Below are 15,181 nucleotides of genomic sequence, written 5' to 3' on the forward strand. Positions count from 1 at the left end.
ACACATCGCTCATGGTAGAATCTCCCTTTATAATCAAAAATGTAGCAACCAAGTGAGAAGCGATTCGAAAGGGGAACCAAACATGAAAGTTAAGAAAGCGTCTACAATGAGTGCGATTGCGTTAACGGTTTTGATAGCGGGATGTAGTTCAAGCAATGGAACAACGAGCACAGCGACACCTGCTCCAGCGGCGAAAGAATCCACACCAGCAGCTGCTACAGCCACGCCTGCTCCTAAGAAAGTGACAATTACAGCTCAAAGCTTTAAAGCCGACCAAAAGGAAAAAAATGATCAGTTAGATCAACGTATTGCGCGATTTAAAACGAAATTCCCTAATGCTGATTTCAAAAAAGACGACTGGCAGTACAATCCGCTCGAGATTGGAATCAAAATGGCTTCGAACAGTGCGCCAACCGAGTATACAACGTATGCTACGGAAGGCAAAGTGCTTGTAGATAAGAAATGGGTTGCAGATATTACCGATTCCATGAGCACTTGGGCGCATGCTAAGGATATGAATGATCTGCTTTCCAAGCCGTTTGTTGTGAATGGCAAAACCTACGGTGTGCCGATCGATGGTTACGTCATGACAATTACGTTGAATAAAAAGTTGTTCAAAGAGAAAGGTGTAGACCTTCCTCCAATGGATTGGACGTGGGAGGATCTGCTGGTTGCCGCTCGTAAAATCAATGATCCCGCGAAAGGGATTGCAGGCTTTATTCCAATGGGTAAAGGACCGGAAGCGGGATGGAACTGGACGAATTTCCTTTATGCCGCTGGTGGCGATGTTCAAAAGCTAGAAAACGGCAAAGTCGTTGGCGTATTCAATTCAGAAGCTGGTTTGCAAGCGCTTGAATTTTACAAAAAGCTGAAGGATGAGAACTTGATCCCGCAGAACTGGGCACTTGGCTATGGCGATGCATTAAATGCATTTGCACAAGGTCGTGGCGCGATGGTTATGTGTGGCAGCGGTAACGCAGCTGATACAGCGATTAATGAAGGCGGAATTAGCAAGGATGATCTCGTTGTGTATCCAATGCCTTCCTTTACAAAAGGTGGAAAACACACTGGTGTACTTGGCGGAAACTACCGTGTTATCAATCCGAAGAGCGATAAAGATCAACAAGAAATGGCATTCAAATGGATTACAGATGAGTACTTCACAGACGATTTCTTGAACTCCACGAAGAAAGAAATCGAAGATCGTAAAGGCAAAAACCGTGTGTATATTCCACAACCGATCAACTACTGGAAAGATTCCTCTGATTTCGGCAAAAAGTATACGGATCTCTTGACGAAGTATGATAACGTGTTCAAATACGATCCGCAATTGCTTGCTCTATGGGATGGCAAACCAGAAGCTCAATACGAAGCTCAAAAATACTACACAGAAATGGCAAATGTCATTCAAAAAGTGTTTACGACGAAAGATGTGGATTTGAAAAAAGCACTGTCTGAAGCCGCGACCAAAGTGCAAACGGAAACGTTTGACAAAGTGAAGGTCGAATAGGTAAGCCTAACTTACTTCTACCTGCGGCCGCTTAATCTGGAGTGGCTGCGGGTAGAGGTTTTCTCACTATAAGGAGTGTTTAGGATGGATGCAGAGCTAAGTTCACAGCCTATCGTAGCAACAAATCGGGTATCGAAGAAGAAAATGAACTGGTATTTATGGGGTACACTGTTTATTTTACCGGAAGTCGTGTTATTCATCATTTTTCTCTGGGTGCCTATTTTTAAAGGAATTTTCTATAGCTTCTACAACGTTGATTTCGTAGATGGCAATCATTTTACTGGCTTTGCAAATTATGTGAGTATTCTGAAGGATGATCTGCTTTGGATTTCAATTAAGAATACCTTGATCTATATGGTTTTAGGCATCATTCTTGGCTTCTGGATCCCGCCGCTGGTGGCCATTGCGGTTTCTGAACTTCGTCGGTTTCAAGGGGCGGCCCGCATTATCAGCTATTTGCCAAGTGCGGTGCCTGCGATCGTTTTATACGGGATGTGGATGTGGTTCTTTGATGCCGTGGGTCCTATCAACAGTCTGCTAGCAAAAATAGGGATTGATCAGGTTTCCTTTTTCAGTCCCAAATTAGCCATGGCTTCCATTGTTGTGCTAGAAACCTGGCAAAGCTTCGGGGCGGCTACTTTAATCTATATTGCGGCAATCGTCGGAATACCAAAAGATTTGTATGAAGCCGCTGAGATCGATGGCGCTAGTGTGTGGCAGCGGGTTCGCTATATCATTTTGCCTAGTATAAAGACGCTCATGGGACTCCTGCTCGTGCTCCAGCTAATCACAACCTCTCAAGGCTTCCAAGCGCAATTATCGATGACGGACGGCGGACCTAATAACGCAACGCTTACGTACTTACTATGGCTAAACCACACGGCGTTCCGCGACCTCGAATTTGGTAAAGCGAGTGCTATGGGCAGCTTGATGTTCTTTGTACTCATTGGAATGACTATCCTTTACAACGTCATGCAGCGTAGGAGTGAGAAAGCATGAAGCCAGGCGAAAGAGGATTAATTTCCCAGCATGATTTTAAAAAGGGTTCCGTCAAATTCGGCTACACGCTAATGGTTCTACTTATCCTCGGGATTGCGGTTACGACCATTTATCCGTTTTTGAATACGTTTTTTGGCTCACTGAAAACGCGGGAAGAGTTTTTCACCTTTCCACCAACCTTTTTCCCCAAGCATTGGATCTGGAAAAATTACGACGATGCTTTCAATAGCTTCGACCTTCCTTTATTGACGTTTTTGAAAAATACGATATTCATTTATATAGGAAATGTCGTGTGTTCCTTGTTATTTATCGGGTTAGCTGCCTATGCATTATCCCATTTGAAAGTCCCGTTCAAACGATGGGTAACCCTTTTCTTTTTCTCCACATTGTTGATTCCACCAGCAACGTACATCGTACCTAACTTTTTGAATTTGAAAAGCTTAGGTATGATCAACACCTATTGGGCATTCTGGTTGCCAGCGGCGGCTAATGCATACTTCATGCTGTTGCTCAAAAATTTCTTCGATGGCATTCACAAAGAGGTTCTGGAAGCTGCGCGTATTGACGGGGCAAGTGAATTCAAATCCTTCACTCGGATTGCAATTCCGCTATCTATGCCTATCATTGGTACGTTGCTTATGCTGTCGTTCTCGACGACGTGGAATGATTTCTACTGGCCGAGCATTGTGATGACGGATAAAAGCATGTACCCACTGGCCACAGGTATATATCGTTACGTGGTGTACTCGAATTCGGTTATCCCATGGAGTGTGCGCTTCGCGGTGTTGACTATGGCTATGCTGCCGCCGGTGCTCTTCTTCCTGATTTTCCAGAAATTTATGATTCGGGGTTTATCGGTGTCCAGTGTAAAAGGTTGAGGGGAAAACGCCCGTCAGAATGCGAATTCTGAAGGCGTTTTCTTGTTGCTTAAAGGAGAATCCTTCAAGCTTAGCGAACGTACTGATAGCCTGCATGTAGGGGGCTGATCATGTCAGCCTGGCGGAAAGCTTTTGGAAAGGATGATGGGCACGTTATGCGCAAAATGCTGCAAAATATGAAGTTGATGAAAAAACTAATTTTACTGTTGATCGTCTTCGTTGTGATTCCAACGCTCGTCTTGGATTTGGTTGTCGCTAAGAAGCTGGAATCCATTACAGAGGAGCAAGTAGGGACTGCCCTTCTTCAATTAGTACGAGGAAGCCATTTGACATTGGATCGGGAAAGCAGCGATTTTGAAGAAAAAACAGAAAAAATTATGATATCCCAAGAAATTCAACAATTAGTCAGTGTTCCCTCATCTTCGGAATATGAGCGTTTTGAAATCTTCAAAGCGTTAGATAAATATTTGAACAACTACTCTATGAATGCTGTGCGATACTCGTTGTTTTTCTCAGACAAGGATAAATTGTATTCGTTCGTCCCCAATTCAGACTTGTTGAATAACGGGGTGTTTTACTCGACGGATATGACGGATCTTTCGTGGTATAAAGCGGTCAGTCAAGCGAAAGGAAAGGGAATTATTCGCGTAATTGATAAATTCGGGTACAATCCGAACAACACGCAAACCGTTGCCTACTTGAGGCAATTAAACAGTATTTATAACGGTGAAACCGTGATTGGCTACTTAGTGGTATCGGGTATCGAGACGCCGCTACAAATGGATTTTGTTCCGTTTGATAAATATAAAGATGCGCAAATCCTATTGCTAGACCCGGATAATACCGTATTGGCGACGAACACGGAAGCTTTTGGCATCGGCTCGAAGATTGGTATACCCGAGGGGAAAGAGGAAGGGGTTTATAAGCAATTAGAAAATGGTGTGGAGATGATGTCGGTCATTCACACGAGCGAGATTACGGCTACCAAGCTGCTCATGCGAGTGCCCGTGGAGTCGATTATTATTGATCATATCTCGGTCCAGCGACTTGTGGATTGGATTATGTTGATTTATTTCTTGATACTGATTTTGGCGAGTATGTACTTTATTCAATCGATTTTGAAGCCGATCTCTCGACTTGCGCGCATCACGAATTCGTATCACCCCGGCAAACCTCTGGCCATTGCCATGCATGCGGAGAGTAAAAATGAGATCGTGCTGCTTAGCAATCATTTCATTCGCATGACGAATCGTTTGAATCAGACGATTTATGACCAATATGAACTAGAACTGAAGCATAAAGAAGTTGAATTGTCGATATTGCATACACAAATTAATCCACATCTCCTATATAACACGTTGGAGTCGGTTTATTGGCATACGTTAATGGAAGGAGCGGCCGAATCAGCCGAAATGATTAAGGATTTGTCTCTCATCATGCGAATAGGGTTGAGTAAAGGCAAGCTGCTCATCCCTGTGATGGAAGAAATCAATCACGCGGAAGCTTATATACGGCTCCAACTATTCCGTTATGAGTATGCGTTCAAAGCGCATTGGGAAATTGATGAAGAAGCCAAACGCTTCCTTATGCCGAAGGTAATTTTGCAGCCGATTATTGAAAATGCCATCCTTCATGGTATCAAGAATATGAGCCAAGACGGGGAACTTTGGATCAAGGTGAAGCATACGAATGGTAAAATTATGATCAATGTTGAGGATAATGGCTATCGTTCAGCGGATATTGCCATGCTGAATGCGATTTTGCAAGGGAAAGAAAGCAATAAAGGATTCGGTATTATTAATGTTCAAAAGCGGATCCAGCTGCATTTCGGTGAAGGCTTTGGCCTGCAGTATGCGTCGCGGGAGGATCAGGGTGTGCGGGCTTGGATTGAGATTCCGGCTGTGAGTGATGAGACGGATTGGAAGTAGGTAGCCCCCTTAACGGGGGCGCTGCCATTTCTTGCGATAGACCAACGGCGTGTCGCCAGTGCGATCTTTGAACAGATTAATGAAGTGGCTGACGTTGTCGATGCCCACTGCGGCTGCAATTGCGGAGACAGGGATGTCGGAATATTTCAATAGCTCCTTCGCATGCGTCATACGGATGCCGATCAGGTATTCATGCGGCGAGAAGCCGGTATACTGCTTAAACCGTTTGGCCATATGATACTTGCTGACAGCGTATTCCTGTGCTAGCTCGTCTAGGGAAATAGACTCTATGAATCTGAACTGGAGTGTTTGGCATATCGCATCGATGTAATCAGGCTTGTCTGATTTGGACAGGCTTATTTGTTGCGCGGAAAGGACAATCTCAGTTAGCAGCTCAACGAGCAGCTTGGAAGTAAGAAGTTCCGTTGCAGCGCTTCTTTGTTGTTGGATTTGTAGTGACTGACGTATCAAGGATGATATCGGTGAATCGTTGGATAATTGCAGAACGGGCTCATGTGCGGCAGCATACTGCTCATAATAGGCAGCTGTAGAGCTGCCGTGCAGATGGACCCAAAGCAGCTCGAGTGGCTCCTGTGGATTGGCGGCGTAGTGATGATAGTGATCACAATGGATGAAAAATAACTGATTAGTGCCTAAAGGATAGCTTTTATTTTGAAAAGTTAATTCACCAGTGCCTTTTAGAATGTAGGCGATTAGATAGGAATCCAGCCCTTCTCGTTCTGTGAAATAGCCAGGCAGTGTATGGAAATGTCCGATTTCTTGAATGTAAAAAAGGTTCGTCTTCGCAAATGAGGAGGGGCTGGCAATGAATCGAATCGAGTCGTCCGACCATGCGGTTGTGTAATTTTCTTTCATCAAGGCGTACCTTTCTTGAATAGCAAGATTCTATTATTTTATAACAAGATCCTTGGATGTTATCTATATTGTAAGCCATTACAATAGTTATATAAAGTTATTATTTATAAGTGAATGGAGATGCATATATGTCAATTTATCCTTTGATAAAAGCAAGCCCCAAGCCGCGAATTGGCTTGTACTCCGTTGGACTTCGTGCGTATTGGGAGCAGTTCCCGGGCTTAAAAGAGCGATTAGAAGAGTACGGGCGATTCATAGAGAACCGAATGTCCGACTGGGCAGATGTGTATTACTATGGTCTTGTCGATACGGAAGGGGAAGGACGGAAGGCAGGGGAATGGCTGAATGAGCGTCAGGTAGATCTTGTATTTTGCCATGCAGCAACCTATTCTACGAGCTCAACCGTGTTGCCGGTCCACCAAATTTGTCAAGCGCCTGTCGTTTTTCTCAACTTGCAGCCAACAGCGAGACTGAATTATGAACAATCGACAACTGGTGAATGGTTAGCACATTGTGGCGCATGCCCTGTACCTGAGTTTGCCAATGTGTTCAACCGAGCGGGCATCCCATTCCGGGTTGTGAATGGCTTGCTGGGACTGGTTTATACGCCAGCGATCTCGCTAACCGATGAAGTGACGCATGAACGTAGTGAAGCGCTTCGTGCGTGGAAGGAAATTGAAGGGTGGGTTCGGGCGGCTGGTGTACCGCGAGCATTACAGCATAGCCGCTTTGGTTTTTTAGGTAACACCTATAGCGGGATGCTTGATATGTATAGTGATTTTACGATGCTTTCCGCACAAACAGGTCTTCATGTGGAAGTGCTTGAAATGTGTGATCTTGACCGTATGCTGCGTGAAGTGACCGCTCAGGATGTGAAGCAGAAGCTGGATGAACTGCATGAGATGTTCCAGATTAGCGGCGACTCACCTTCGGATCCGATTGCAAAAAAACCAACCGAAGAGCAGTTGGAATGGTCGTGTCGCGTGGCTGCGGCGCAAGAGAAACTGGTGCGCGCCTATGATTTAGACGCCTTGTCGTACTATTACCACGGCGCGCCTGGTGGTGAATACGAGAAGCTGCAAGGCGGCTTTATTGTGGGGCACTCGCTGCTAACAGCGCGTGGCATCCCTTGCTCCGGCGAAGGAGACCTGAAGACGGCTGTCGCGATGAAAATCAGCGATATTCTAGGCATCGGCGGCTCCTTCTCGGAAATCGTCGTCGTGGATTATATCGACGATACGATTTTGCTTGGCCATGACGGGCCGTTCCACATCGCGATTTCCGAAGGAAAGCCGATACTGCGCGGCATGGGGCTATATCACGGCAAGCAGGGCACGGGCGTGTCCGTCGAAGCGAAAGTGAAGACGGGCGCGATCACGACGCTGAACGTGACGCAGACCGGCGATGGCAAGCTGAAGCTGATATCCAGCGAAGGCGAATCCACGAACGGGCCGATTATGAAAATCGGCAACACGCAGACCCCGGTGAAGTTCCGTGAGCACCCAGATTCGTACATGTCACGTTGGTTTGCGGAAGCGCCGACGCATCACTGTGCTTTGTCAATTGGGCACAATGCGTCCCAATTTCAAAAGGTCGCAGAGCTGATGAAGCTGAAGCATGTGATTCTGTAGCTGCTACGGTTGGTAGTTAGTCGGTGAAACCGACCAACTCTTAGACAACAGTGGCCGAGAAAGTGAAGTTAGTCGAGAAAACCGACTAACTCCCACCCAACAGAGCAAAGAGAGTGAAGTTAGTCGAGAAAACCGACTAACTCCCACCCAACAGTAGCCAAGAGAGTGGAGTTAGTCGATAAAACCGACTAACTCCCACCCAACAGAGCAAAGAAAGTGAAGTTAGTCGAGAAAACCGACTAACTCCCACCCAACAGAGGCCGAGAGAGTGAAGTTAGTCAGCGAAACCGACTAACTCCCACACCAAACAAAAAACGCAACCGTCCCAATAGGACAGTTGCGTTTTTTGCATCCGCGTTCTTATCGCCATAGCGGTAACATCTAGCATGCCTTGTCAAACTAGAGGAGTGCTAGCGTTATTGTTGCCGTAATAAGTCCAATTTGTTCGTATATCCACATGCGTGGAAACGCGTCAAAAGTTAATTTTGCGGAAAAGAGGTCAGATCTTCGGATGAATCAGTCGTTTCCTGCAAATCGATATAATGATCGATCGAATCAAGAATTTGACTAAGCGGCGACTGAGCAAAAATAATGCGATCCGCGTGAATGGCGTTATATGTGCTGTCATCTTTGTTAATTTTGAATCCTCTATAATTCTCGTAAATGGTTTTCATAGCAATCTCTCCCTCACTAGGATGTATATAATAAAATAACATCAAATGGATAAGTTTGGTAGAGGTGTAAAATAAGAGATTCTGTCATTTTGTGACTATTAATAATAAATTTTTATGTCGTACTCTTGTGATTGATGCGATAAAGGGTTGGTGCAAGGCCGAGCTGTTTTTTGAATGCTTTCGAAAAGCTAAATAAATCAGGATAACCTACCGAATTAGCAATTTCCGTCAGTGTATATCCGGTTTGCGTCAAGAGATGCTTGGCTTCCTTCATTTTCAAATCCTGAATGTACTGCATGGGAGGAACGCCAAAAGCTTTGCTGAACTGCTTCGTAAAATGAGTTCGTTCCACACCGACATAGGTCGAGACGCTCTCCACGGTAATGCCTTCCGCATAATGAATTTGAATGTAATCTAGACCTTGCTGAAGCCATGAGAGCATTCGCTGATCATAAACTGAAGCGGGCTTAAACGTTGCGCAAACCGCATCGAATATGCGAAATAAGTGCATTAAACGTAGCAAATCACTGACGTGACGATCGCCTTCACGAACAAGATTCATAAAATCCCACATTAGCTTTTTCGTTTCTTCCGTAAGTACATTGTTTCGATAAGGTGTTTGTGGGCCAAGCCCTATGCGCTCTAGGAGTTGAAGTGCTTGTTTACCGTCAAATGCAACGAATATCTTTTGAAGCAGATGATCTTCTTCCGTGAAATATTCATGAGTTACGCCTGGTAAAAGACAAAACACATCATTTTTGCCTAAACGATAGGTGACATTATTTTGCGTGAACGTCCCCGTGCCCTCAAGCACAAATATCAAATAATAATAGGGAGTTGTTCGTGGGCCGATATGATAATTCGTCTTAGCCATATTTGCACCAAGTCGAATAGGCCACACATTTCCTGATTTCTCGAAGTCGGAAGGAGTGAAATAATGAATTTCCAAGAATTCGTGATGGTCTTCACGCATATCTTTCATCAAACGGAACAACTCATTTTCACATCCTTTTTTCTTCATCATAATGCGGAATAGGGATAATAACAATTATTTATTCCTTGTATCACCCACAAAATGACAAATGAAAAATAACACGAAATGACATTGACCCTAGGCAGTAACCGCTGATATGATACTAATACATTCTATTCCTACCTATTTTGTTGGATATAGATCCTATCTACCGGATAACTGGAGAAAGCAATGAGCGCTCATTGCACATAAATAAGCGTACATGTAAACAAGCCAAGCAATGGCACAAACACATCAAGTCGACAGGAGAGCCTGAGATGACACAACATAATGAAATAGAATTTGGTTGGTTTCTACCAACCTCTGGAGATGGCAAGTATGTAGGGGTTGCGCCAGAGAGAGAGGCGACTTTACCGTATCTGGTGCAAGTGGCACAAACAGCGGAGCGTGCAGGGTTTGAATTTGTTCTCATACCTACCGGAGGTGCCTGCTTGGATGCCTGGGTCGTAGGATCTGCCATCATGAGTCATACGACAACCTTACGTCCGCTAGTTGCGGTTCGACCAGGCCTCGTAGCTCCCGTATTAGCAGCCCGAATGGGGGCAGCATTGGATGTGTTATCCGGAGGCCGCGCGATGATCAACGTCGTAACCGGCAGCTCCGTGCAGGATTTAGAAGAGCTAGGGGATCCGCTGGCACATGCGCATGATGCGCGATATGAGCGAGCAAGAGAGTATGTCGAGGTTATGCAGCAGGCATGGACAGAGACCGATGTGTTATCGGCGTCCGAATTTACTGACAAGGCGCAAGTTGCTGAGTCAGCTAAAGAGCAGAAGCTCTATCAAGGAAAGTACTATCAATTCAATCGACCGGTAAGCTCGCCACTGACAGTTCAGAAACCACATCCACCCTTTTATCTTGGCGGAAGTTCCCCTGTTGCGAAACGTTTGGCTGTCGAATGTGCGGACACGTATCTCATGTGGGGCGAACCTCATGATTGGATTCGTGAGCAAATGGTCGAAATCGAAACAATCCGCGGCGAGTACCGCGAAGAAACAGGGATTGACCGGCCGCTGCGTTACGGTTTACGGGCTCAAGTGCTAATTCGAGATACCGAAGAAGAAGCTTGGGCAGCGGCATGGGAGAGCATTTCAAAAGTTTCCCCAGAAGCGATTGAGCAGGCGCAGCGGGCGTTTGCCAAAACGGATGCTACCAATCAGCAGCGTCAGAATGATCTTCGCGAGCAGTCCAAGAATAAACAATTTGTTGTAGGTCCGAATTTGTGGACAGGATTATCCCTTGTTCGCTCAGGTGGAGCTATTCTAATTGTCGGTACAGCTGATCAAGTTTCAGATCGTTTGATCGAATATGCCGAGTTAGGCATTTCATCTTTCATTTTGTCGGGTTACCCCCATCTGGAAGAAGCAGAGAACTTCGGCCAAGCGGCACTACCTCTTTTCAGAGCGAAATGGCAGCAAAAGCTTGACTTACAAGAAGTGCAAACTACCACTAATTTCTAAATTTTCAGGAGGTCTTTATTGATGCGTAAATCTAAATTAAGATACAGTTTCCTCGTTGCTTCACTTTCTATTCTGTCATTTTTAACTGCTTGCGGATCATCCTCAAGCACGGGGGCGAGCCCTGCCGCTTCAGCGGCCTCAACAGCTGCAGCAACGGCTTCCTCAAAGCCTGTTACGATCTCGTTTCTACACTGGCGCGGGGAGGACGTGAACTCGCTTAACGGCATCATTACGAAATTCCAAGCAGAGAATCCGAACATCAAAGTAGAGATGCAAACCATGCCATCCGAGCAATATCAATCGACTGCCCAAGCGAAGTTAGGCGATGGCTCTGTAGGTGATGTATTCACTTCATTCCCTGGTGCTCAGTTTGAGGCATTGGCTAAAGCGGGCATATTCTCAGATCTATCCGGTGAAAAGTTTCTGAGCAATTTCAATGACACACTCATTCAAGTTGGCAAAAAAGACGGCAAACAGGTAGCTGTTCCTTACCAGCTTGTGTACAACGATCCGATTTATAACGTGAAACTGTTTCAAAAGTATAATCTAACGCCACCCAAAGATTGGGCGGGCTTCTTGGCTCTCTGCGAAACGTTGAAAAAGAATGGTGTCATCCCAATTGCTTTTGCTGGAGCGGATATTGGTCCAGGTCAATTCATGAACACGATGGTGATGAATAATCAACCGAGTGCTGATATTTTCACGAAAGTGGAAGCGGGCCAAGCGAAATTAACCGATGAATTCTGGGTGAAAACCTTGTCACAATTCAAAGAGTTGAATGACAAAGGCTACTTGCAACAAGATGCGCTTGGTACAAAGGATGCAGCTGCCGGTGCGTTGTTCATTCAAGAAAAAGCTGCGATTCTTGCCAGCGGATCCTATCAACTAGCACAAAATAAAAAGCAGAATCCAAACCTTGAGCAAAAGCTATTAGCTCCGATTACCGTCGCAGCTGATCAAGCGAAATTCGAAGGCGTACACACGAGTACATTTATGTTAGCGGTGAACAGCAAGTCTAAGCATCCTGCAGAGGCGAAGAAATTTATTGAATTTTTGAGCAAAAAAGAGATTGCAGCAACCTACGCTAACGAAACAGGGCAGAACGTCACTGTGAAAGATGTTCAGTACACGACGCCTGAATTACAGGTCGCAACAGAATGGTCAACTAAGAAAACATTGTTCCAACCGCGTTTCAGCATTACCAATGCGGATAATCAAAAAGCGGTCACAAACTCCATTCAAGCCGTGCTGAGCGGTAAATCGCCGCAAGATGCAGCGAAAGAAGCGCAAGCGATTATCGATCAGCATCTCGTGAAATAAGATGAGTCATAATCGATCCGTCTTATGGTTGTTCCTTCTGCCGGGTACGCTGCTTTATCTAGCCCTGTTCATGGCACCGACACTATACGGATTGTTTTATTCCTTCACTGACTGGGACGGCATCTCGCCGTCCTATCAGCTTGTTGGTCTGAACAATTACGCCAAAACTTTGCATAATATCGTGTTCCAAAAAGCGTTATGGAATAACACGAAATTCATGCTTGCGGTTGTGATTGCACAGACTGTGCTTTCACTTGGGCTTGCACTGCTATTAGTGAAAAATACGAAAATTCACGTGTTCCTGCGCGCGCTTTACTTTTTCCCGACGATCCTGTCCTCTGTAGCGGTAGGGTTGATCTGGTCGTTTATGTATGATCCATCACTTGGACTTATCAATTCCTTATTGAAGGAAGTGGGTCTGGGCGCTTACGGTCAGAATTGGATAGGCGGGGTGAAAATTGCGCTATTTTCCATCGCTGGGGTGCAAGTTTGGGCCCATGCTGGGCAAATGATGATTGTGTTTGTAGCGGGACTCCATGCCATCCCAGAAGAATTGTACGAAGCTGCGAAAATAGATGGCGGCAACAAATTCCAGGTGTTTCGCAAGGTGACATGGCCGCTTCTAGCGCCTTCAGCAACCATAGTTATTGCCTATACAACGATTCAATCGTTCAAAGCATTTGATCTCATCTTTACAATGACAGACGGTGGACCTAATTATGCAACGGAAATTTTGACCACTTATATTTATCACACCGCTTTTGCAAACTATTCGTTCGGAATGGCTTCTGCGGGTTCTGTTTTATTTCTTATCTTGTTATCTGTGTTAACGATTCTGCAGTTTAAGGCGCTGCGAGCGGATCGTGTTTCCTACTAAATCCAATGAGGTACTAGCAATTATGGGGATGAAATGGTTCGGTCGCGTAATCTTACTGCTATATGCAGTGTTGATCACAGCACCTTTATATTTTGTAGTCGTCTCTTCTTTCAAAACGACACAGCGCTTCTTCGCCTCGCCACTCGGCTGGCCGAAGCCCTTCACGTTCGGAAACTTTAGCGGCATTTTCAAAGGGCAAACGATGTGGAAATATTTCCTGAATAGTGTAGAAGTGACCCTTAGTACGGTTGTTCTCGAACTCGCACTTGGAAGTTTGATTGCGTACGCTCTTCTTCGCTTTGGGGGGAACCTTGCTAAAATTATCTTTGGCTTGTTTATTGCGGGGCTCATCGTTCCTTCTCAAGTCAATATGCTGCCGATATACTCCCTGACGCATAAGCTGGGCTGGTCCGATCACTTACACGGATTAGTACTTGTATCTGTTGCCTTGCTCATGCCATTGACCGTTTTCATGCTGAAGGGCTTTATGCGGGTGTTGAACAAAGAAATTTTGGAAGCAGGGAGTATAGATGGGGCTAGTGAGTGGAAACTATATTCACGTATCGCTTTGCCCTTATCTGCACCTTCCTTAGCGGCAACGGCAACGTTTCTCTTCGTGATGGTATGGAATGATTTGTTGATCCCGATGCTGCTTATCAATAGCAAGTCCAAATTAACGCTCCCTCTAGCTATGCTTCAGTTCCGAGGAGAATATGTGACCGACTATCCTATGCTGCTTACAGGAGTTGTCATTACGGCCGTACCGATGGTTATGATGTTCTTATTCTTACAGCGTTATTTCGTAGCAGGTGTTATGGCGGGATCTTTGAAGGGTTAAAAGGCAGTCGTTGATGACAGTCGTGAAAGGTCACGGCTGTTTTTGGCATTCTGTTCTTTTTTGTGTTACAGTTAGGAGGAGGTGATTACTTGTGTTGAAATTAAGTATTTTGGATCAATCACAAATTGGTGAAGGTCGCAATGCAGCACAAACGTTAGCTGAAACGACCGAACTTGCTCAGGAAGCAGATCGTATAGGTTACAGCCGTTTCTGGGTATCTGAACATCACGCATCACAAGCGCTAGCGCATTCAAGTCCTGAGGTGTTGATCGCGCATTTGGCTGCCAAAACAGAGCGAATTCGACTAGGCTCCGGCGGCATTATGATGCCACATTATAGCGCATATAAAGTTGCTGAAAATTTCCGATTGCTAGAAGCGCTTCATCCTGGACGTATCGATGTTGGGTTAGGCCGTGCACCAGGGGGCATGCCCATATCCACGCGAGCATTGCAAGAGGGTAAATATACAGGAGTTGACCAATACCCACAGCAAATCGCTGATTTGACGGGTTATTTATATGATTCACTACCAGCGGGGCATAGGTTCGCCGCGCTGCATGCGTCCCCGATCATTCCAACGGCGCCGGAAATTTGGCTGCTTGGCTCCTCCTATGACAGCGCAAGAATTGCGGCTGATCAGGGGGCTGCTTTTGGCTTCGCGCAATTTTTTGGGAATGCGGATTGTGAGCAAGCGCTGCGTATTTATCGCGAGCATTTCACGCCATCGATCTTGAATGAAAAGCCTCACTCCTTAGCAGCGGTGCTAGTCATCTGCGCGGATACAGAGGAAGAAGCGAATCAACTGGCGCTGAGCACGGACTTATTCTTCTTGTCCTTAGGACGCGGAATGTTGCTGCCATCGTTCCCGTCAGTGAATACGGCGCTCAATTACCCGTATACGGAGAATGACTATGCTATGATTCGCAATGGTCGCCACAGACGAATTGTAGGTACACCGAGCCAAGTGAAAGATCAGATTTTGAAGTTGAACGAAGCTTACCAAGCGGATGAAATCATGGTCGTGTCGCCGATTCATAACATCGAAGCGCGATTACATTCGTATCGTTTGCTGGCGAAGGCTTTTGAACTGTAGCGGTAACCACGAGTCGTACTGACAACCATTTACTCACTCGCTACATGATTAACTGTAAAAAGTA

At 45.5% G+C, this 15,181-nt stretch carries 13 protein-coding genes; 10 read left to right on the plus strand and 3 right to left on the minus strand.

Annotated features, from left to right (window positions below; genetic code table 11):
* Positions 1 to 82 precede the first annotated feature (82 nt).
* The 4 genes from AC58QT_RS00885 to AC58QT_RS00900 all read left to right on the plus strand — a co-directional run bounded on the left by AC58QT_RS00885 (position 83) and on the right by AC58QT_RS00900 (position 5,315).
* On the plus strand, positions 83 to 1,510 hold the full coding sequence (locus AC58QT_RS00885; RefSeq protein ID WP_497287869.1) for an ABC transporter substrate-binding protein: 1,428 nt from the start codon (positions 83 to 85) through the stop codon (positions 1,508 to 1,510).
* Positions 1,511 to 1,594: 84 nt separating this feature from the next.
* On the plus strand, positions 1,595 to 2,509 hold the full coding sequence (locus AC58QT_RS00890; protein WP_497407345.1) for a carbohydrate ABC transporter permease: 915 nt from the start codon (positions 1,595 to 1,597) through the stop codon (positions 2,507 to 2,509).
* Positions 2,506 to 3,387: a carbohydrate ABC transporter permease gene (locus tag AC58QT_RS00895; protein ID WP_497407346.1), complete on the plus strand. Its 882-nt coding sequence runs from the start codon at positions 2,506 to 2,508 to the stop codon at positions 3,385 to 3,387. Before AC58QT_RS00890 ends, AC58QT_RS00895 begins: the two co-directional genes overlap by 4 nt.
* A gap of 110 nt (positions 3,388 to 3,497) precedes the next feature.
* A complete protein-coding gene (locus AC58QT_RS00900; protein ID WP_497407347.1) occupies positions 3,498 to 5,315 on the plus strand; it encodes a sensor histidine kinase in 1,818 nt (605 codons plus the stop codon).
* A 9-nt stretch (positions 5,316 to 5,324) separates the two neighbouring features.
* On the opposite strand, the gene AC58QT_RS00905 is transcribed toward AC58QT_RS00900, so the two are convergent.
* Positions 5,325 to 6,191 carry an AraC family transcriptional regulator gene (locus AC58QT_RS00905; RefSeq protein ID WP_497407348.1) on the minus strand — a complete coding sequence of 289 codons (867 nt, stop codon included), beginning with the start codon at positions 6,189 to 6,191 and terminating at the stop codon, positions 5,325 to 5,327.
* 128 nt (positions 6,192 to 6,319) lie between these two features.
* On the opposite strand from AC58QT_RS00905, the gene AC58QT_RS00910 reads away from it, so the two are divergent.
* Positions 6,320 to 7,822 (plus strand): L-fucose/L-arabinose isomerase family protein, encoded by a 1,503-nt coding sequence (locus AC58QT_RS00910; protein WP_497407349.1) that lies wholly within the window; start codon positions 6,320 to 6,322, stop codon positions 7,820 to 7,822.
* 479 nt (positions 7,823 to 8,301) lie between these two features.
* On the opposite strand, the gene AC58QT_RS00915 is transcribed toward AC58QT_RS00910, so the two are convergent.
* Entirely contained in the window at positions 8,302 to 8,496 is a 195-nt protein-coding gene (locus AC58QT_RS00915; RefSeq protein ID WP_497407350.1) for a hypothetical protein, read from the minus strand.
* 112 nt (positions 8,497 to 8,608) lie between these two features.
* A complete protein-coding gene (locus tag AC58QT_RS00920) occupies positions 8,609 to 9,478 on the minus strand; it encodes an AraC family transcriptional regulator (protein WP_497408070.1) in 870 nt (289 codons plus the stop codon).
* Positions 9,479 to 9,786: 308 nt separating this feature from the next.
* Between AC58QT_RS00920 and AC58QT_RS00925 the strand changes: the two genes are divergently transcribed.
* From AC58QT_RS00925 to AC58QT_RS00945, 5 genes are all read left to right on the plus strand, one after another.
* Positions 9,787 to 10,989 carry an LLM class flavin-dependent oxidoreductase gene (locus tag AC58QT_RS00925; protein WP_497407351.1) on the plus strand — a complete coding sequence of 401 codons (1,203 nt, stop codon included), beginning with the start codon at positions 9,787 to 9,789 and terminating at the stop codon, positions 10,987 to 10,989.
* A gap of 21 nt (positions 10,990 to 11,010) precedes the next feature.
* On the plus strand, positions 11,011 to 12,309 hold the full coding sequence (locus AC58QT_RS00930) for an ABC transporter substrate-binding protein (RefSeq protein WP_497407352.1): 1,299 nt from the start codon (positions 11,011 to 11,013) through the stop codon (positions 12,307 to 12,309).
* A gap of 1 nt (position 12,310) precedes the next feature.
* On the plus strand, positions 12,311 to 13,186 hold the full coding sequence (locus AC58QT_RS00935) for a carbohydrate ABC transporter permease (protein WP_497407353.1): 876 nt from the start codon (positions 12,311 to 12,313) through the stop codon (positions 13,184 to 13,186).
* A 22-nt stretch (positions 13,187 to 13,208) separates the two neighbouring features.
* Positions 13,209 to 14,024, plus strand: a complete 816-nt coding sequence (locus AC58QT_RS00940; RefSeq protein WP_497407354.1) for a carbohydrate ABC transporter permease — start codon at positions 13,209 to 13,211, stop codon at positions 14,022 to 14,024.
* A gap of 91 nt (positions 14,025 to 14,115) precedes the next feature.
* Complete coding sequence (locus tag AC58QT_RS00945; RefSeq protein ID WP_497407355.1) at positions 14,116 to 15,117, plus strand: LLM class flavin-dependent oxidoreductase; 1,002 nt, start codon at positions 14,116 to 14,118, stop codon at positions 15,115 to 15,117.
* Positions 15,118 to 15,181 lie beyond the last annotated feature (64 nt).

This window comes from Paenibacillus sp. J31R109 (assembly GCF_059692055.1).